The sequence below is a fragment of the Sphingomonas sp. 1F27F7B genome, assembly GCF_005503355.1.
GTDB lineage: Bacteria > Pseudomonadota > Alphaproteobacteria > Sphingomonadales > Sphingomonadaceae > Sphingomonas.
Map to the genome: position 1 here is coordinate 17,035 of NZ_SCMK01000025.1, position 19,689 is coordinate 36,723.

Below are 19,689 nucleotides of genomic sequence, written 5' to 3' on the forward strand. Positions count from 1 at the left end.
TGTCAGCCGACGCGCTCGGCGCCGGTCGCCGGCGACGGCTTCTCTTCGCGCGGGCCCGGCTTCAGGCCGAGCGTGATCAGCAGCGACGACGAGACGTAGATCGACGAATAAGTGCCGACGACGATGCCGAGCATCATGGCCGCGGTGAAGCCGCGCAGCACCGGCCCGCCGAAGATCAGCAGCGAGGCGAGCGCGAGCATGATGGTCAGCGACGTCATCACCGTGCGGGGCAGCGTCTCGTTGACCGACAGGTCGATCAGCTCGCTCATCCCCATCTTGCGGTACTTGCGCATGTTCTCGCGGATACGGTCGTCGATCACCATCTTGTCGTTGATCGAATAGCCGATGATCGTCAGCACCGCGGCGACGATGTTCAGGTCGAACACCATGCCGGTGACCGCGAAGAAGCCGAGCGCCATCAGCACGTCGTGAATGATCGCGACCGCGGTCGAGATGCCGAACTGCCACTCGTAGCGGAACCACGAGAAGATCGCGATGCCGATGATCGCCAGGATCACCGCCAGGATGCCCTTGTTCACCAGCTCGCCCGAGACCTTGCCCGAGACGGTGGAATAGGTGCTGAAGGTCGCGCCGGGGAACTTCGCCGCCAGCGCCGTCTTCACTGTCTCCACCATCTTGTCGACCGCGTCCGGCGCCGTCGAATGCGGCACCGGCAGGCGGATCGTCACGGTGTTCTGGCCACCGAGCTGCTGGAGCGCCGCTTCGCCGAAGCCGAGCTCGTTCACCGTCTCGCGCACCTTGTCGAGATGCGGCGGGCTGGCGAACTTCTCCTCGATGGAGACGCCGCCGACGAAGTCGACGCCCATGTTGAGGCCATGCACGCCCACCAGCGCCACGGCGGCGATAGTGAGCAGCGCCGTGATCGCAAAGGCGATGTGGCGGACGCGAACGAACCCGATGTTCGTGTTGTCCGGGATGATCTTGAGGAGCCGCATGGCGCGTCGCTTCCTTAAATGTTGATTTCGGTCGGCCGGTTACGGCGCAACCAGATCGTGACGAGCATGCGGGTGAACACGACGGCGGTGAACACCGAAGTCGCGATGCCGATCAGCAGCACGACCGCGAAGCCGCGCACCGGGCCGGAGCCCAGGATCACCATGATCAGGCCGGCGATCGCGTGCGTCACGTTCGCCTCGAAGATCGTGCGGCTGGCTTCCTTGTAGCCGAGCTCGACCGCCTGGCTGACGCTTCGCCCGCGCCGCCGCTCCTCGCGGATGCGCTCGTTGATCAGCACGTTGGCGTCCACGGCGGTGCCGATCGTCAGCACGAAGCCGGCGATGCCCGGCAGGGTCAGCGTGGCGTTCAGCAGGCCCATCACCGCAAGGATGACCAGCACGTTGATCACCACCGCCAGCGTGGCGTAGATGCCGAAGCGGCCATAGGTGAGGATCATGAACGCGATCACGGCCACGACCGCGATGATCGAGGCGGTGATGCCGGCGCGAATCGAATCGGCACCGAGCTCGGGGCTCACCGTCGATTCCTGCACGACTTTCAGCTTCACCGGCAGCTTGCCCGAACGCAGCGCGATCGCGAGCTGGTTGGCGCTCTCCACGGTGAAGCCGCCGTTGATCACGGCGCTGCCGCCCAGGATCGGTTCGTTGATGTTCGGAGCCGAGATCACGACACCGTCGATGATGATGGCGAACGGCTTGCCGCTATTCTCCTGCGTCACCTTGGCGAAGCGCTTGGAGCCGGCGCCGTTGAGCTGCAGCGTCACGCCCGGCGCGCCGCTCTGCGGGTCATAGCTCTGCTTGGCGTCGACCAGCATGTCGCCGCTGATCATCACCTGGCGCTGCACCGCGACCTTGCCGCCCTGTGCATAGGGCATGATCACGTCGCCGGCGGGTGCTTCGCCGCGCTGCACTGCGTTCTGATCGGCATTGACGTCGACCAGGCGGAATTCGAGCACCGCGGTCTGGCCGATCAGCTCCTTGAGCGCGGTCGGGTTCTGCAGGCCGGGGACCTGCACGACGATGCGGTTGGTGCCTTCGCGCACCACCGTCGGCTCGACCGTGCCGAGCGCGTTGATGCGCGTCTCGATCACTTCGCGGGCATCGCCCATCGCCGTGTCGATCGCTTCGTTGATCCCCGCCTCGGTCGGCGTCAGCACGAATTGCGACGAATTGACCACGGCCACGTCCCACTGGCGCTGGCCGGTGACGCCAACGCCCGTGCCGGTGATCGCCAGCAGCTTCTCGCGCGCGGCATCGACCTTCGACGGATCGCGCAGCATGAAGCTGACCTTGCCGCCCTGGATCGAGATGTCGCCGATGTCGATCTTCGGGTCCTTGCGCATCTCGGCGCGGACCTGATCCTGCATCTGCGTCAGCTTGGCCTGGCGCACGTCGTCGGTATTCGCCTCGAACAGCAGGAAGCTGCCGCCGGCGAGGTCGAGGCCGAGGTTGATCGCCGGCTTGGGCACCCAGCTCGGCCAATGGTCACGCGCGCTCTTCGGGAAGAAGCTCGGGATCGACAGCGCGATCATGATCGCGATGCCGGCGAGGATCGTCGTGATCTTCCAGCGGGGAAAGTCGAGCATCAGTCGTTCGCGGGCTTGGTGCCGCCGGCCGGCATCACGCTGGTCAGCGTGGCCTTGATCGCGCGGACCTTCACGTTCGGGGCGATCTCGATCTCGACTTCGTTCTCGTCGACCTTGGTCACCTTGCCGAGGAGCCCGCCGCCGGTGACGACCTGATCGCCCTTCTTCACCGCGTTCACGGCGTTCTGAAGATCCTTCATCCGCTTCTGCTGGGGGCGAATCATCAGGAAGTAGAAAGCGACGAAGATGAGGACGAGCGGCGCAAGTCCGAGGACGCCGCCCATCGGGTTGGCCTGGGCTGCCGCGCCTGCGGCCTGTGCATGTGCTGGCGTGATGAACATGGTGTCCTGATTATTATTGTTATGGGCGGAGGAATCCGCACCGTTCAAGCGCGGCGCGCTAACATGCGGCACACCCCGGTGCAACTATTGTCGCGGGTGGGTTGCATCCCGCGCCGGTCCGGCCTAGAGGGCGCACCCTTGGTCGGGGCGTAGCGCAGCCTGGTAGCGCATCACACTGGGGGTGTGGGGGTCGCAGGTTCGAATCCTGTCGCCCCGACCATTATGACCTGCGATTGCAGGATGATCCCGGCAGGATCCAGCGATCGGAGCGAAGGCGCGCCATCGGAACCTGCCAGTCTCCCCCGGAAAACCAGCCGCTGCCCGGCTAGGGTGCCGCAATCTCTTCGGCCACGGTCTGGCGCGCCTGCATCCCATTGCCGGCAAAGCGCGCGATCACTGCCTTGCCCAGCCGCTGCCCGGGCAGCTCGACCAGCTTGTAGGTCATGAAGGCGAGCGCGTAGGTGACCGGCACCACGATCGCCCCGGTCAGTGCGAACCGCCCGGCCGCGCCGAGCCCGGTGCCGAAATGCGCGATCACGCCCGCCGCCACCGGATGCAGGACCAGCAGGTGGATCAGATAGGCGCCATAGGAAAGCTCGCCCAGCCAATGGAACGGCCTGCTGCCCAGCAGCCGCGCCGTCCAGTCGACGGCGCTCGCGGCGCGCAGGTGAACGAGCGCGAAGAAGCCGAGCACGAGCAGTTCACGCACGACGACGTGCAGCAGGTCGTGATCGCCCCCGACCGGCATCACCGCAAGCAGCATCGCCACGACGAGATGGACTGCGATCCGGCCTCGGCCCGGCCCCGGATCGGCGGCGATCAACATGCCGCACAGGAAGAGGTGCAGCTTGAGCGGCAGGAAGGCAGGCATCGGAAAATCGAGCCCAAGACGGTGCGCGAGCACGGCCAGCGCCAGTGCCGCGCCCGCTGCCACAAGCGCGGCCGGCACCCAGCCCATCCGCCGTGCCAGCAGCACCAGGAACGGAAACGCCGCGTAGAACTGCATCTCGAGCCCCAGGCTCCAGTCCGGCAGCGGCGTGCGAAAGGCATAGTCGGGAAGCAGGCCGAACACGAAGCTCACATGCGTCGCGATATTGGCGAGGCTCACATCGGTATAGCGTTCGCGCGGCTGGAGCGGCTGCCCCAGAAAGCCGTCGATCAGCACGCGATCGGCATAGATTGCCGGCCCGGCGATCAGCGCAACTGCCAGCGCCACGTAGAAGAGCGGGGCGAGGCGGAAGAAACGACGCGCCCAGAACGCTGCCCAGGTGCCGGGCGCGCTCCAGTCCTCCGCGCCCGCCCGCAGCCGATATTGGAACACCATCAGGAAGCCCGAGAGCAGGATGAACAGATCCACGCCCAGATCGGGCTTGCTCAGCACCGGCAGGCGGAAGCCGGTGAGGATCACCATGTGCCCGAACAGCACCCAGAGCGCCGCCAGCCCGCGCAAGCCATCGAGACACTCGACTCGTCGGATGCCGGCTCGCCGAATGTCCATCGCGCACCTCCAACGCAGTCCGCCGATCGCGGGCGCAACAGCCGTATCCGGAGCCCGGACCGCAGCGCAAGCCCGCCCGGCTCGCGCGATAAGTCCGTGACGCGCGCGCCTTGCACAGGCTAGACAGGGCCGATGATCGCCCGCCTCCGCGCCGCGCCGGCCCGCTTCCGGCTGCTGCTCTTCGCCTTCGGGGACTTCGCCTTCAATCTCTACTGGCAGAGCATCATGCTCTTCCTGCTCTTCTACTATACCGAGGCGCTGGACCTGCCGGTGGCGCGGGCCGCCACGATCTACGCCATCGCGTCGGTATGGGACGGGCTCGCCAATTTCCTTGCCGGCGCGATCGCCGACCGGCGCGAGCCCGGACGCGGCTATGGCCGCTTCCTGACGCTGGGAAGCATTCCGCTGGGGCTCGCCTTCATCCTCACCTACATGCCGCCCCTGGCGAGCGGCTGGTGGGGCATCGCGGCGATCTTCGGCGGCCATCTCCTCTTCCGGACCGCCTATGCCGCGGTGAACGTGCCCTATCTGGCGATGAGCGCGCGCGTGAGCAGCGACAGCCGCGACCGCGCCTTCCTCGCCGGGATGCGCATGCTGTTCGGCGCCATGGCGGCCGTGCTGGTCGCGCGCGGCACGCTGCCGCTCGGCGCCTGGCTGAGCGGCAGCGCGATTCCCGCCCAGGCCTATCTCGGCGCCGCGATCCTGTTCGCGATTCTCGGCACCGCGATCCTGATGCTGGTCGGCGCGAGCTATCGCGAGCAGGTCGTTCCCACGCGCGCCCAGCCCCCGTCGATCGCCGCGAGCCTGGCGAGCCTGGCCGCCAACCGCGCCTTCGTCACGCTGAACCTCGCGATGATGGCGATGATCGTCGCAGTGACGATCCTCAACAAATCGGTGCTCTATTATTTCAAGTATTTTATCGGCGACGACGTGGCCGGGCAAAGCGCGCTCGCCTGGATGGGTGTGGTCGGGGCGGCGGCGGTGCCGCTGTGGATGCTGCTCCAGCGCCTGCTCGGCACGCGCGGGCTATGGTTTCTCGCCGCCGGCTTCTGCGTGATCGGGCTGGTGCTGTTCGCCGGCGTGCACATCGACACGGCCGGGCCGATGCAGCTCTTCCTCGTCGCGATGCAGGCCGTGATCGTCGGACTGCACTTCGCCTATTGGGCGATGCTGCCCAACACGATCGAATATGGCGAGCGCGCCACCGGGCTGCGCGTCGAAGGCGCGGTCTTCGGCATGGCCTCGCTGCTCCAGCGCATCGCGATCGGCCTTGCCACTGCGCTGCTCGCCACGGGGTTTGACGCGGCCGGCTATGTCGCCAATGTCCGGCAGAGCGAGGCGACCCTAGCCGCGATGCGGTTGACCATTGCGCTGGTGCCGCTGGCGTTCCTGGCGCTGTCGTGCGTGGCGATGCGGCTCAACCCGCTGGGCAAGGGCGAGCATGCGAAGATCGTGCAGGATCTGGAGGAACGCGCGCGCTAGTTCCTCCCCGGGGCGAGCCCGGGGAGGAATTGCCGGATCAGGCCAACAGGGTGAACTGCGCCTTCACGCCCTCGGCCTCCGCCGACGGTGCGATCCACAGGTCGAACAGCCCCGGCTCCACCGTCGGCTTGTTCTCGCGGCCGATGAACAGCAGTTGCTCGCGGCGCAGCTTGAACGTCACCGTCTCGCTCGCGCCTGCCGCCAATGCGAGCTTGCGGAAGGCCTTCAGCTCGCGCACCGGCCGAGTCACGCTCGCCACACGGTCGCGGATGTAGAGCTGCACCACTTCCTCGATCGCGCGGCTGCCCGAATTGGTGATCTTCGCGGAAACGAGGATCTCGCCGCCCCAGGGCAGCGTTGCCGGCACCGACAGGTCGGAATAGGCGACCTTGCCATAGGTCAGGCCGTGCCCGAACGGGAACAGGGCCGAGTTGGGAATGCCGCGATAATGCGCCTTGTAGGGCTGGAGCGGCCCGTCCGGATTCGGCCGGCCCGTCGGCTTGTGATTGTAGTAATAGGGCTGCTGCCCCGGCGAGCGCGGGAAGCTGCACGGCAGGCGCCCGGCCGGACTATAGTCGCCGAACAGCACGTCGGCAGTGGCGTTGCCGCCCTCCGACCCCAGGAACCAGGTGACGAGGATCGCCGGCGCGGCGAGCACGGCGCCGTCCAGCGCCAGCGCGCGGCCGTTCTTGAGCACCACCACGACCGGCTTGCCCGTCCTCGCCACCGCTTCCGCCAGCTCCATCTGCGGCCGGGGGATCACGATCTCGGCGCGCGACTGCGCCTCGCCCGACATGTTCTCGCTCTCGCCGATCGCCAGGATCACCACGTCCGCCGCGTTCGCCGCGGCCACCGCCGCCTCGATCCCGCCGGCCAGCGGCGCCTCGACGCCCGAGCCGAGCGTCACGCTCACTGCATTCCTGTCGGCCACCGCGCCGCGCACCCCGGTCGCGAGGTCGACCGCCAGCGCATTGTCGCCATAGACCACCCAGGGCCCGTTGATGTCGTGCTTCCCTTCCGCGAACGGCCCGATGATCGCGATCTTCCTGCCGCTCTTGGGCAGCGGCAGCAGGTCGCCGTCATTCTTGAGCATCACGATCGACTTGCGGCCGCTCTCGCGCGACAGCGCGAGCGCCTGCTTGGTGCGCGAGCGCGCCCTTTCGCGCTTGGCGTCGATGCGGCGGAACGGATCCTCGAACAGGCCCAGCCGCGCCTTCATCGCCAGCACCTTGCGCACCGATTCGTCGACCAGCGCGATCGGCACCTCGCCCTTGGCGACGAGATCGGGCAAGTGATCGCGATAATAGCCGCTGGTCATGCTCATATCGACGCCGGCCAGGAAGGCGAGCTTGGCCGCTTCGCGCGCGTCCGCCGCGAAGCCATGGTCGATCATCTCCATGTCGCCGGTATAGTCGGAGACGACAAAGCCTTCGAAACGCCATTCGTCGCGCAGGATCCTGCGCATCAGCCATTCGCTGCCGGTCGAGGGCACGCCCGAAATCTCGTTGAACGAGGCCATCGCCGAAAGCGCGCCTTCGTCGAACGCACTCTTGAACGGCGGCAGATAGACTTCGCGCAGCGTCCGCTCGGACACGTCGACGGTCGAATAGTCGAGCCCGGCCTCGGCCGCGCCATAGGCGGCAAAATGCTTGGCGCAGGCCAGCATCGCGTCGTTCGCCTTCAGGTCCTTGCCCTGGAAGCCGCGCACTCGCGCCGCCGCAATCACTTCGCCGAGCAGCGTGTCCTCGCCCGCGCCTTCCATGGTGCGCCCCCAACGCTGGTCGCGCGCGATGTCGACCATCGGTGCAAAGGTCCAGTCGATGCCCGCGGCCGCGCCTTCATAGGAGGCCATGCGCGCGGTACGCTCGGCGAGATCGGGATCGAAGGCCGCCGCCTCGCCCACCGGCACCGGGAAGATCGTGCGGTGGCCGTGGATCACGTCGGCCGCGAAGAGCAGCGGGATCTTGAGGCGCGACCCGGTCATCGCCACGGTCTGCATGCGGCGCGCCATTTCGGCGCCGTTGCCGTTGAACACGCCGGTGAGCCGCATCTTCGCGACTTCCTCCAGCTGCTGCTCGAAGCTCGGGCCGTTGGTAGGCGGATTGAGCGCGGTGGCGACGCCGCCGCCCCAGGCCGCGGGCAGGATGGTGAGCTGCCCGGCCTTCTCCTCCACCGTCATCTTCGCGATCAGCGAATCGATGAAGGCAGGCATCGGCAGGCTGCCCGCCGCCTGCAGCATCGCGCGCGCCGGGCTCGCGGCCCAGGCCGCGACCGCTCCGGCTCCCATCAGAGCCGCGCGCCGCGAAATCCTGGTGTCGAACATCTCGTTTCCTCTCCTGAACCCCCGCGGCCGATCGCCGACGGAATTGTCTGCACCGGGCCGGCCGCGAAACTTTTTTGCTTGTCGCTGCCCGCCGTAACCGGTTACATAACGCGCAGACGGGTTGTATTGCAATCGCCGAAGCGGTCTGAAACGCAGGAAACATGCGTCGATCGGGGAGAAGGGACTGAAAATGGGCGAGGCCACCATCCGCGATGTAGCGCGCCGCGCCGAAGTTTCGGTCGCATCGGTGTCGCGCGCGCTGAACGGCCTCGACAATGTCCGCGCCGAAACCCGCGAGAAAGTGATCAAGGCGGCCAATGAGCTTGGCTATGTCCCGCATGCCGGCGCCCGCAGCCTCAGCCTCGCCCGCGCGCATGCGATCGGCGTCGTCCTGCCGGACCTGCACGGCGAATTCTTCTCCGAATGCGTGCGCGGCATGGACAGGGAAGCCAGCCGGCGCGGCTATCTCCTGCTCCTCTCCAACATGCACGACGACAGCGATCAGGCCGCGGTGGCGCTGCGGGCGATGCGCGGCCGGGTCGACGGCCTGCTGGTCATGGCGCCGCACATCGCGCCCGAAACGCTCGAGCATGCGATCCCGCCCGCGCTCCCGTCGGTGATGCTCAACAGCCATCGCGAGCTGGCCGGCCGGCCGGCACTGCGCTTCGACAACCGCGCCGGTGCCGAGGCGATGGTCGAGCATCTCGTGGCCAATGGCTATCGCCACATCGTCCATATCGCCGGGCCGGAGGGCAATCTCGACGCCGCGCAGCGCGCGGAGGGCTATCTCGCCGCCTGCACCCGCCACGCCCTGCCCCCGCGCATCCTGCCGGGCGATTTCAACGAGGAAGCCGGCGAGGCCGCCGCCCGCGCGATCCTGGCGAGCAGCACTCTCACCGACGCGGTGTTCGCCGCCAACGACATGATGGCAATCGGCTGCCTCCACACGCTGCGCAGCGCGGGCACCCGCGTGCCCGAGGATATTGCCGTCGCCGGCTTCGACGACGTGCCGCTCGCCCGCTATCTCTCGCTCACCACGATCCGCGTAAACATCGCCGAGATGGGCGCCCGTGCAGTCGCCCGGCTGATCGACCTGCTCGAAGGCAAGGACCTGACCCGCGCCAGCGAGACCCTGACCCCCGAGCTGGTGACGCGCGCCACTACGGCGCCGCGCACCGCTCCCCCGAACGGAGCCGCGCATGCGTGACCGCGGCTCCGTTTCTCTTTCGGCCTGGACTGTAACCGGTTCCAAGGCTCCCTCCCCCCGGTTACACCCCCCTCGGGGGCGGCGCCTCGCGCGTCGCCTCCAATTTTTCGAGACGGGGACAGGAACCGCTCACTCTTTCTCGGATATGAGGCTTTGGACATGATCGACCGGCGTGCGCTACTTTCGCAGTCTTCGCTCCTGCTCGCGGCATCGGCGCTGCCCGGCACCGCCGATGCCCAGGCACGCAAGGGTGCCGCCGCGCGGACGCTGCCGCCCTTCTATGCGGATATCGAATACCGCACGTTCCGCTGGTTCTGGGAGACGGCGCGGCGCGACAACGGCCTGGTCCCCGATCGCTATCCCGCGCCGAGCTTCTGCTCGATCGCCGCGGTCGGCTTCGCGCTCACCGCCTATCCGTTCGGCGTCGAACGCGGCTGGATCACCCGGGCCGAGGCGCGCGACCTCACCCTCACCACCCTGCGCTTCTTCTGGGAAGCGCCCCAGGGCCCCGAGCCGACCGGCCGGATCGGGCACAAGGGCTTCTACTATCATTTCATCGACATGATCACCGGCGAGCGCTTCGGCCAGAACGAACTCTCCAGCGTCGATACCACCCTGCTGCTGATGGGGGTGCTGTTCGCCGGCCAATATTACGACCGGGCGGACGCGAAGGAGCGCGAGATCCGCGACCTCGCGCAGAAACTCTATGCCCGCGCCGACTGGAATTTCTTCCGCACCGATGGCCGCAAGGCCGTATCGATGGGCTGGCACCCGGAGCGCGGCCTGATCCCGGCCAGCTGGACCGGCTATAACGAGGGGATGTTCGTCTACATCCTGGGCCTGGCCGCCCCGGAACATCCGCTGCCGGCGGACAGCTGGGAGGTGTGGACCGCCTCCTATCCGCACTGCTGGCGCGGCGAGGGCCCGACACGTCACATCGCCTTCGCGCCGCTGCTCGGCCACCAGTACAGCCATATCTGGATCGACTTCCGCGGCATCCGCGACAAGGTGATGCGCGAGGCCGGCATGGATTATTTCGAGAATTCGCGCCGCTCCACTTATGCCAACCGCGCCTATTGCATCGCCAATCCCCGGGGCTGGGACGGCTGGTCCAAGGACATATGGGGCCTCTCCGCCTGTGACGGCCCGGGCGATTTCAAGCTGCCGTTCAAGGGCGGGACCGCCGAGTTCTTCGGCTATTCCGCACGCGGCCCGCTCGGCCAGCCCGATGAGCGCGACGACGGCACCATCGCCCCCACCGCGGCGCTCAGCTCGCTGCCCTTCGCACCGGAGATCGTGATCCCGGCGGCCGAGGCGATGCGCCGCGAGCATGGCGACCTGCTCTACGGCAAATACGGCTTCTACGATTCGTTCAACCCCAGCTTCCGCTGGACCGACAAGCGGCTCTCCAACGGCCGCGTCGACCCGGCCAAGGGCTGGTACGACACCGACTATATCGGCATCGACCAGGGCTCGATCCTGCTCCAGGCAGCGAACTACCGGAACGATTTCGTCTGGAAGCGCATGCAGGGCTGCGCGCCGATCCGGAAGGGACTGAAGCTGGCGGGGTTCACCGGGGGCTGGCTGGGCTAGTCCCCGGAAACTACCGGGCGAAGGGCCGGGCTAGCGCCCGGCCTCTCTTCTATCCTCAACTGGCCTTGTAGTAGGGAAGCTTGACCGCCGTCCCGCCGACATAGGCCGTCAGATAGCCCAGCGGCCTGGCGGGAAGAGGATCCGCTCCTCCCGCCGCCCCCACGGCGGAACCCGTGCCGTTTCCGAACGCTACCTTCCCGCTGCCCGGGCTGGTAGCGGCGGCCGAGAGGATCAGCGTGCCGACATTGTCGATGGCCTCGCCGTTCATGTCGAGCGCGCTCACCGCAGGCGTCATCGCGAAATCCCTGGCGCCAAAGGCGGAAAGACATCCGGTAAACCGATTCCGGACGGTGTTGTAGATCTGGCCGCCTGGCGTATCCGCATTCACGGTGTTGGAGGAAACGAAGAACTGACCGGCGCCAGCGTTCAGGATAGCCCCCGGCAACTGCCCGTAGAACTGGACGAAGTTATTGCCGATCGTATCGGAGAAATCGTTCCAGTTGACCGGCGCCATCCCCACGATGCCATTCGCAACCGCGCCGTTGAATGCGATCGCCCGCGGGCCGGTGGCGCCGCGCCTCTCGACTCGTCCGCCATAGAAATAGTTCTGGGTGCAATTTCCGTCGAACTGGATGGGCGCCTCACTGAACGCCGCTTCGAAGCTGATGCCGTACCAGCAGGTCCCCGAAACCGGACCGCTGAAGACGACCGCAGCTTCGGGCGTCCCGCTGAAATCGACCATGCGCGGCATGAAGAAGCGCGTATCGTTGGCATCATCCAGATCCCAGCCGCGATCGCAGCGCTCGACTTCCGGGGAATAGAATGTGTTCCAGTAACACACCGAGCGAAGCTGCCATGCCGTGCCGAACTTGGCAGTGCCGCCCGCCGTACTGACGAGGCAATTGATCCACTGGCAATATTGCCAATAGGCGCATTCCCACGCGACCGCGCAGTCTTGCATGGCGCGCAGGTTGACCATCTCGAAGGTGCATCGCGCCACTTCATTGCTCGACGCGGAATGGGCGGAGACGGCCGGGCCTGCATGATCGATCAGGAAGGTGGCGTTGCGCAGCTTCAATGGCGTCAGCGTCGGAAGGTAGATCGTCCCGGTGAGCCGAAACTTGCCACCGTTGCCGTCCAGCACCTGGCCGGTCGCCGCCGCCCGCGCGATCGCATCCACCACTGCCGACGTATCGTCGGCCACGCCGTCGCCAACCGCGAAGCTTTCGAGCGACAGCACGCGGCGAAGTGCCGTCTCGACCGTCTCGGCATTCGCGCCCCCGCCCTGCTCGAAGCCGACAAGCGAAGCACCATTCGGCGCCGCGAGTTGCGCTTCCGTCACATAAGCCATGATTGATTCCTCACATAAATTCACATGGAACATATGAAGAACATTCTAAATCCTACATTGCAAGCCGGGAGCGCATTGCGTCAATTGATCCGTACCGCCTTCGACCGCCGCGAGACTCCGTTCTCGTCGAACGCCTCGACCGCGACCCAATAATCCACCCCGACGTTCAGCGCCCGCAGTTCCAGCGCCGTGCCCTGGTCGGCCCAGCGCTGATAGGCGAGCGTCAGCCGGTCCGGCCGCACGCCCCACAGGACGTTGTAGCCGACCGCGCCCTTCACCGGCTTCCACGCCACCTTCGCGTTGCGCGCGTCGCCATCGCGCTTTGCCGCAACGCCGCCCGGCATCGCCGGCGCCTTGCCGCCCGCGCTGCCGAAGATGCGCAGGTCGCCGATCGCCAGGTTCGCGCCCCCGACATGCCCGTGCACGTATCGCACGTACCGCGCCTGCACCGGTGCCGGCAGCTGGAAATAGGCGTTGGGCCGGTCGCGCCGCGGCGCCTCGGTCCGGGCCAGCGGGCGCCAGCGCGTCCCGTCCAGCGAGGATTGCAGCTCGAACTCGGTATAGATGTCCGGCGCGTCGCCGAAGCGGCCGGACTTGTAGTCGGCGAAGTTCACCTGCACCGCGCGCAACGTCTTCGCCGCGCCGAGATCCACCGTCAGCGTCTCGCCCGGCCTGTTCGCGCCCGCCACCCAGAAGGTCCGCGGATCCTCATCGGTTGCCCGGTCCGCGGCGAATTCCCCCATGGTCGACGACGCCACCGCCGCCTTCCTGTACGACAGCAGCATCCATCCGGTGAACAGGCTCTCCGGATCCTCGACCTTCGTTGTCGGCGCATAATGGGGGAAGTCGCCGAAACGAGTCGAGACCGACATCTGCCCGTCGGCCCAGAATTTCGCCGGCCACATGCCGATGCGCCGCTCGAAGGTCCAGTTGTAGCCGATCCACGGCGTGCCGGTGTTCCACCAGTTGCCGTTCACGTCCTGGAAGGTCGACCCGTGCCCCGCCCCCTGCACGAAGCCGCCGGGCTTGTAGGCGACCGGGTTCCACGGCGCATATTCGAACGGCCCCAGCGGCTTGTCGGAGACATAGGTGCCGTTGGAATAGGCGTTATACTCCGTCCCCGGCGCGCCATACTGGAGATAGTAGCGGCCGCCCTCCTTCGTCATCCAGGCGCCTTCCATGAAGGGCTTGATCGGCGTGCCGTTCGGGAGGGCGCCGCTATGGTCCTGGCCGAAGCGCTCCCAGCCATGCTGGTCCGGGTGCAGCGCCAGCATCGCCTGCGGCTTGCCCTTGTAGATCAGCTTTCCGTCCCGGAACTCGATCTCCATGGCGTAGAGCGGGAAGACGTTGGACGAGTTCCAGTACATGTACCATTTGCCGTCATCGTCCTTGAACAGTGCCGGATCCCAGGGCCCCGGAGGCACCTGCCCGTCACCGGGCTTGATCTTTTCCTCTTCGCCGGGACGCACCTGGCCCGGGATTTGCGGCATACGCCGGACGAAGAAATCGAGCTTCCCGCTGTCCGGATCGGTGGTGGAAAGGATCGCGTTCGGCTCCATCATCGAAGGCTGGATGATGATCCGCTCGGCATCGGTCCACACCGCCGGCGCGACGATCGAGCGCATCGGCCAGCGGCTCGGGGTGATGAACTTCCAGTGGACGAGGTCGCTCGACGACCAATAGCCGTCGGCCAGCGTCTGGAAGAGATAATATTTGCCCTTGAAGGTGACCACCGCCGGGTCCGCACCGGTGCGGTACGAGATGCCCTCGTTCATCTGCTCGAAATTGTAGCGATAGTCGATGTCGATCGGATTGGCATAGGTCTCGCGGCCGGGCGTCGATGGCGCCTGCGCCCGGGCAGCGGCGGCGGAGACCAGGCAGGCGGTGAGCAGAAGGCTGGTACGCATCATCTCTTTCCCCGAACGAAGAGGTTGAGTGTCAGCCGCCCGCGGCGCGGATCGGCACTGAAGTCATGGGTTGCGGGGATGATCCCCGAATGGAGCAGCCGGCCCTGATAGATAGCCAGCCGCCCGGCATGGCCCGCCACCATCCCGATCTGCTCGAAACACGCATTGGACGCGGCGGTATAGCCGCCAAGCGTCGCGCTCTCGCGCTTCGCCGCGGCGACAAAGGCGGGCAGGTTGGAATCGGTCACCATCTCGATCCCGGTCGAGCGCTGCCGATAGAAGGCCGTACCCGGCGTCTCCGCCAGGTAGAGCAGCAGCGCAAGATAGGCCGGATCGGTCGAATCGAAATGTGGCGCGCGCTGCGCCGGGTCGAGCCGGTCGGGCGGCGTCGTCACCATCGAGAAGCTCGCCTCGAGCAGGTCGAACCCCTCGAAATCGAAACCGCCGCCGATGAAGGGGGCCGCGTCATCCAATAACCGTTCCACGGCTCGCCAAGCCTCGCCGTCCGCGGGCCCGATCACCCTGCGCAAGCCGGGATAGTAGCTGCCTGTGCCGGGCGGGAACGGCGCCAGTGCGCAGGCGGCATCGATCCATGGCCCGGAATCGGCGAAATCGTCGATCGTCACAACCGGGCTCCGGTTTGTGCCGAAATGGATGCGCGCAGGCGTCACCAGCAGGCTCCGTCAACAGAAAGGGGAGGGGAACGGTGCGCTCCCCTCCCCCCAATTCGCAAGCCGCGAGCGGCTCAGAACTTGTACTTGGCGCCCACCTGGAAGCTGCGGGCGTTGCCAACCGTGCCGTTCTCTTCGAACGTCGGGTTCTGCCCGCTGCCGGCGCCCCAGGCGGAATAGTTGCGGTTGACCGAGTCGAACACGTTGAAGGCCGCGAAGCTGACTTCGAGCTCGTGGCCCTTGGCCCACGGCATCTGGACCTTCTTCGCGATACGCAGGTCGAGGTTCGAATAGGCAAACGTCTCCTTCGGGAAGAACACCCCGCCCATATTGGCGTAGCAGCAGGCATTCTCCGGCGCGTTCGGCTTGAAGATGATGTTGCCGAAGGCCGGGCCCGAGCTCAGCGTCAGCGTGCCCGACAGCACCGTGTCGAACGGCCCGCGGACGATGCCGGTGCCGACGAAGCGGTACTTCTCGACGCCCTGCACATAGTTCCAGCCATAGGCGTCCACGCGCGGGCCATTGTAGAACTCGTCGTTGTTGGCGAGTTCCTGCGCCACGTTGGTGCGCGCGCGCTGCAGCGTCACCGCGGCATTGAAGCCCCAGATGCTGTTCGCGGTGAACGGCTTCTCCGCAGTCACGTAGACGGCGTTGTACACCGCCTTGCCGTGGTTATCCCCGATATTCAGCTTGCCGCTGAAGCCCGGCAGCTGGCCGGCGGCGGGGAAGTTGTCCTCGATCCACTGATCGCCCTGGCTCGTATACTGGCCATTGGGCAGGCGGTTGCCGCGGACATAGCGGAAGATGTTGTGGCTACGCACATGCGAGAAGGCGATCGAGGTCTGGATCGCACCGAACCGCTTGCGGATACCGATGTTGAACTGGTCCGAATAGGGCAGCTTGGTATCGTTGTTGAGCAGCCATACATCGCCGCCCGAGCCGGTTGCCGTCGCCGCCGCGCGCAGGGCGTTCACGTCCTTGTAGCTGGCCGACCAGGGCAGAGTCGTGGCCGGGCGCACCCCGCCATTTGCCGCGGCGGCGGCGGCGCAGGTGATCTGCCCGGGGCCGTCGCAGAAGCTGAGCGTGAGAACGCGCTGATAGTAGCTCTTCACCGTCTCGATGCCCGCGGTGATGAACAGCGGACGATCATAATAGCGGCCGGCGCCGGCGAACAGCACAAGGTCGCGATCACCATGCACGTCGTAGCTGATGCCGAGGCGCGGCTGGATCGCACCCCAGAAGGGCTTACGGTTCTCGCCGGTCGAGATATAATCGCCCGGGTTGATGCCCGCCGCCTTCCAGCCCTGATACGCCATCAGCGCGGTGCGCACGTTCTGGGGCGTGACGAACTTCTCGTTCTTGGCGTTGGTCTCGAAGTCCCAGCGCAGGCCGAGATTGAAGGTCCAGTGCTCGTCCGGCGTCCAGTCGTCCTGCGCGAACAGGCCGATCTGGGTGTTGTTGGCGCTGGCGGGCCGGAACGGAATCACCGAGATTCTGGCACCATAGGGCGTCGAGGCATTGAAGTCGGTATAAGTGGCCGCGTTGAAGAAATAGCCGCCATTGCTGTACGAGTCTTCGGTGCGCTCGTACTTGTTGAACGAGATCTTGCCGCCGAGCTTGAAGACGTGATCGCCACCATAGATGGTGACGTTGTTCTTCACGGTGAACGTTTCCTGATGGTCGTTCTGCTCGAAGCTGTTGGTGCCGAGCGCGGCAATCACACCGAAGCCGCCATTGCCGTTGGACAGGTTGATCTCCGGTCCCGAGCTGGTGCGCGGCGTGCCGTTGTCGACCCGGCTATATGCGATCTGCAGTTCGTTCAGCCAGTTTTCGCCGCGATGGTTCCAGTCGGCGATGAAGTTCTTGACGTCGTTGTTCAGGTAATGCCCGTGGCTGGGCACCGCAGTGCCGCCGAAGTCCGCCAAGTTGCGTTCCTTGCGGATGAACGCCGACAGGTTCACCGTATCGTTCGCGGTGGCGAAGAAGGTCAGCTTGCCGAAATAGAGGCGCTGCTTGAAGTCCTGCGGGTAGCTGCCGTTGTACTGCGAGATGAGCGCCTGGGGTATCGGCGGCCCGAAGTTCACCGTCGTGGACGGGCTGGTGCGGTTCATGCCCTCGAACGCGCCGTAGAAGTGCAGCACATCCTTGATGATCGGGCCACCCAGGTCGGCGCCGAACTGCCAGCGATTGTAATCGGGCTTCGGGATCGTGCCGTTCGGGTTGTTCGCCTTGCCCGGACGGTCGAAATAGGGCCGGCCGATGAACGACTTGGGCTGCCACTCGGCGAACAGGTCGCCATGGAACTCCTGGCCGCCGGTCTTGGTCACGGCGGTGATGATCGCCGAGCCCGCCTGCTCATATTCGGCCTTGAAGTTCTGGGTGCTGACCGCGAACTCCTGCACCGCGAGTTGCGGGAAGGGATTGCCCTGCGAGAAGTTCTGACCCGAAAGGCCGCCATGATTGATCGGGTTCTTGAGGCTGAACCCGTCGATAAAGGTGTTGGTCTGGTCGGGGCTCACCGCGCCGGCCTGGACTTGGCGGTTGGAACCCGGCGGCGAGACCGTCACGCCCGGCGCGAGTGCGGCGAAGTTCAGGAAGTTACGGTCGCTCTGCGGCAGATTCTCGATCTGCTGCGGCGTGACGTTGGTGGTGATCGTCGCAGTGCGCACTTCGGTACGGCCGCGCGCGCCGGTCACGACGATCTGGTTCCCGGCCTGGGCCGCGGCGATGTCGTAGACAACGGTCTGGTTGACCGGAACGACCACCGTGGCGGCATCCACGCCCGGCGCCTCGACATTGTAGGTGCTCGGACGCAGGCCCGGGATGAAATAATTGCCCTTGGCGTCGGTGGTGGCCGTGACCTTCTGACCGGTATTATTGTCGGTAATCGTGATCGTGGTGCCGGCACCGGCACCGTCGACATGCCCCCGCAACGACGAGGTGGTCTGCGCAAAGGCGGGCGCCGCCACCGTGAGCGCGGCCGCCATCGCCGCCGCCGAGATGCCACGCGCCAAAATCACGCGATTCGCGTTGAATTTATTCACTTCATTCCTCCCCAACCCAGTGCTGTAACCGGTTACACGCTTGAACGCGCTTCTTTATGTTCTGTAACACCTCTGAAACCGGTTCCAGCAGTGCTTGTCAAGCGGCTTCTGTCAGCGCTGTCGGAAATGTTGCTGCTTGTTTCCGGCTGTGCCTATCCGGCAACACCATGCGGCGGCGGCGCCTTGCAATGGCGATCGATGAAGCTCTGCTGCATCGGCATCGCCCCCGCGACATCGGCGATCACTTCCACCATGTCGTCCATGAAGCGCGCGAGCTCGCCGGCATCGATCATGTCGACCATCGGATCGTAGCGCATCCGCAGGCCCTGCCCGATCAGCACCTGAACCCAGCTCTCCTCCCGGAACAGCTCCGCCTTGCCATGCTGAAAGAAGCGCGCCGAGCTCTCGAACAGCGCAAGCCGCTCGGCCAGGCTATCGGGCACATCCATGTGCTTGAGATACCGCCAGAACTCCGTGTCCTCGCGATCGGTGACCTTGTAATGGGCAATGATGAAGTCGCGCACGTCGCGGAATTCGAAATCATGCTGGCGGTTATATTCGGCGATGTCCGCGGCGTTGAACCCCTGGCCCGGGAACAACGCGACCAGCCGCAATATGCCCGTCTGGATCAGGTGGATGCTGGTCGATTCGAGCGGCTCGAGGAACCCGCTCGACAGCCCGATCGCGACGACGTTCTTCTCCCAGGCCCGGTCGCGCTTGCCCGGCGCGAACTTCACCGGACGCGGATCGGCGAGCGGCCTTCCGTCCAGATTGCCCAGCAGCGTGACCATCGCGTCCTCGTCCGAGACGTGCGCGCTCGAATAGACATGGCCGTTGCCGATCCGGTGCTGCAGCGGAATGCGCCATTGCCAGCCCCCGCCATGCGCGGTGGAGCGGGTATAGGGCGTCAGCGGCGTCACGCTCTCGCACGGCACCGCCAGCGCGCGGTCGCAGAGCAGCCACTTGCTCCAATGCTCATAGCCCACGCCCAGCGTCTGTCCGATCAACAGCGCTCGCATGCCCGAACAGTCTACGAACAGGTCGCCGTCCACCATGCGCCCATCGGCCAGCACGACATGGTCGATGAACCCATCCGCGCGCTGCTTTGCTTCGACGATCCGTCCCTCGATCCGCGTCACGCCGCGCGCTTCGCTCTGCAAGCGCAGGAAACGGGCATAGAGCGAGGCATCGAAATGAAACGCATAGTCGATGCCGGCGATCGGCGAAGCGGGGTTTCCGGGGTCGGGAAAGCAGAACCTGTTCGCGCGCGCGGCAACGCAGTTCAGTGCATAATGATCGAAATGCTTCGCCCGGCCCATCGTCTGCATCTTGAGCCAGAGCTGGTGCGCGTGGAGCCACCACACGTCCTGCCCGATCTTGCCGAAACCGTGGATGTAGCTGGTGCCGAGATCGCGCCAGTTCACGAACTCGATCCCGAGCTTGAAGGTCGCCTGCGTGGCCTTGACCATCTCGACATAGTCGATACCGGCGAGCTGGTTGAACTCGCGGATCGCCGGGATCGTCGCTTCGCCCACGCCGATCGTGCCGATCTCGTCGCTCTCGATCAGCCGGATCTCATAGCCGCGCACGAACAGCTTGGAGAGCATCGCGGCGGCCATCCAGCCCGCCGTGCCGCCGCCCACGATGGTGATCTTCCTGATCGGCGCGTTGTCGTATGCGCTCACATGCCTCTCCCCGTCTCGACCGCC

General features: G+C 66.0%; 13 protein-coding genes and 1 tRNA gene. 4 read left to right on the forward strand and 10 right to left on the reverse strand.

Annotated elements, in window-relative coordinates:
* Positions 1-2: 2 nt before the first annotated feature.
* Genes secF through yajC form a run of 3 tightly spaced genes read right to left on the reverse strand, consistent with a single transcriptional unit; the run spans position 3 to position 2,904 of the window.
* On the reverse strand, positions 3-956 hold the full coding sequence (secF, locus tag FFS08_RS19205) for a protein translocase subunit SecF (protein WP_137864086.1): 954 nt from the start codon (positions 954-956) through the stop codon (positions 3-5).
* A 14-nt stretch (positions 957-970) separates the two neighbouring features.
* Positions 971-2,563, reverse strand: coding sequence for a protein translocase subunit SecD (secD, locus tag FFS08_RS19210; RefSeq protein WP_137864085.1), 1,593 nt, complete (start codon positions 2,561-2,563; stop codon positions 971-973).
* Positions 2,563-2,904: a preprotein translocase subunit YajC gene (gene yajC / locus FFS08_RS19215; protein ID WP_137864084.1), complete on the reverse strand. Its 342-nt coding sequence runs from the start codon at positions 2,902-2,904 to the stop codon at positions 2,563-2,565. Before yajC ends, secD begins: the two co-directional genes overlap by 1 nt.
* Positions 2,905-3,047: 143 nt before the next feature.
* Here yajC and FFS08_RS19220 point away from each other — a divergent pair.
* Positions 3,048-3,124, forward strand: a tRNA-Pro gene (locus FFS08_RS19220).
* Between the two features lie 105 nt (positions 3,125-3,229).
* Here FFS08_RS19220 and FFS08_RS19225 read toward each other — a convergent pair.
* Complete coding sequence (locus FFS08_RS19225; protein ID WP_137864083.1) at positions 3,230-4,402, reverse strand: acyltransferase family protein; 1,173 nt, start codon at positions 4,400-4,402, stop codon at positions 3,230-3,232.
* Between the two features lie 132 nt (positions 4,403-4,534).
* On the opposite strand from FFS08_RS19225, the gene FFS08_RS19230 reads away from it, so the two are divergent.
* Positions 4,535-5,884 carry an MFS transporter gene (locus tag FFS08_RS19230; RefSeq protein ID WP_137864082.1) on the forward strand — a complete coding sequence of 450 codons (1,350 nt, stop codon included), beginning with the start codon at positions 4,535-4,537 and terminating at the stop codon, positions 5,882-5,884.
* 37 nt (positions 5,885-5,921) lie between these two features.
* On the opposite strand, the gene FFS08_RS19235 is transcribed toward FFS08_RS19230, so the two are convergent.
* Positions 5,922-8,207, reverse strand: a complete 2,286-nt coding sequence (locus tag FFS08_RS19235; protein ID WP_137864081.1) for a glycoside hydrolase family 3 N-terminal domain-containing protein — start codon at positions 8,205-8,207, stop codon at positions 5,922-5,924.
* A 190-nt stretch (positions 8,208-8,397) separates the two neighbouring features.
* Between FFS08_RS19235 and FFS08_RS19240 the strand changes: the two genes are divergently transcribed.
* On the forward strand, positions 8,398-9,414 hold the full coding sequence (locus FFS08_RS19240) for a LacI family DNA-binding transcriptional regulator (protein WP_171012721.1): 1,017 nt from the start codon (positions 8,398-8,400) through the stop codon (positions 9,412-9,414).
* 159 nt (positions 9,415-9,573) lie between these two features.
* Positions 9,574-11,007, forward strand: a complete 1,434-nt coding sequence (locus tag FFS08_RS19245) for a glucoamylase family protein (protein WP_137864080.1) — start codon at positions 9,574-9,576, stop codon at positions 11,005-11,007.
* A 55-nt stretch (positions 11,008-11,062) separates the two neighbouring features.
* Here the strand turns inward: FFS08_RS19245 and FFS08_RS19250 are convergent, their stop codons facing one another.
* The 5 genes from FFS08_RS19250 to FFS08_RS19270 all read right to left on the reverse strand — a co-directional run bounded on the left by FFS08_RS19250 (position 11,063) and on the right by FFS08_RS19270 (position 19,665).
* Complete coding sequence (locus FFS08_RS19250; RefSeq protein ID WP_137864079.1) at positions 11,063-12,358, reverse strand: hypothetical protein; 1,296 nt, start codon at positions 12,356-12,358, stop codon at positions 11,063-11,065.
* A gap of 80 nt (positions 12,359-12,438) precedes the next feature.
* Positions 12,439-14,265 carry a family 43 glycosylhydrolase gene (locus FFS08_RS19255; protein ID WP_137864078.1) on the reverse strand — a complete coding sequence of 609 codons (1,827 nt, stop codon included), beginning with the start codon at positions 14,263-14,265 and terminating at the stop codon, positions 12,439-12,441.
* Positions 14,265-14,936, reverse strand: a complete 672-nt coding sequence (locus FFS08_RS19260; protein ID WP_137864077.1) for a DUF6445 family protein — start codon at positions 14,934-14,936, stop codon at positions 14,265-14,267. Before FFS08_RS19260 ends, FFS08_RS19255 begins: the two co-directional genes overlap by 1 nt.
* A gap of 74 nt (positions 14,937-15,010) precedes the next feature.
* Positions 15,011-17,956, reverse strand: coding sequence for a TonB-dependent receptor (locus FFS08_RS19265; protein ID WP_249341219.1), 2,946 nt, complete (start codon positions 17,954-17,956; stop codon positions 15,011-15,013).
* Between the two features lie 176 nt (positions 17,957-18,132).
* The gene (locus FFS08_RS19270) at positions 18,133-19,665 is read right to left on the reverse strand and encodes a tryptophan halogenase family protein (protein ID WP_249341218.1); all 1,533 of its coding nucleotides are present in this window, start codon (positions 19,663-19,665) and stop codon (positions 18,133-18,135) included.
* Between the last annotated feature and the right edge of the window lie 24 nt (positions 19,666-19,689).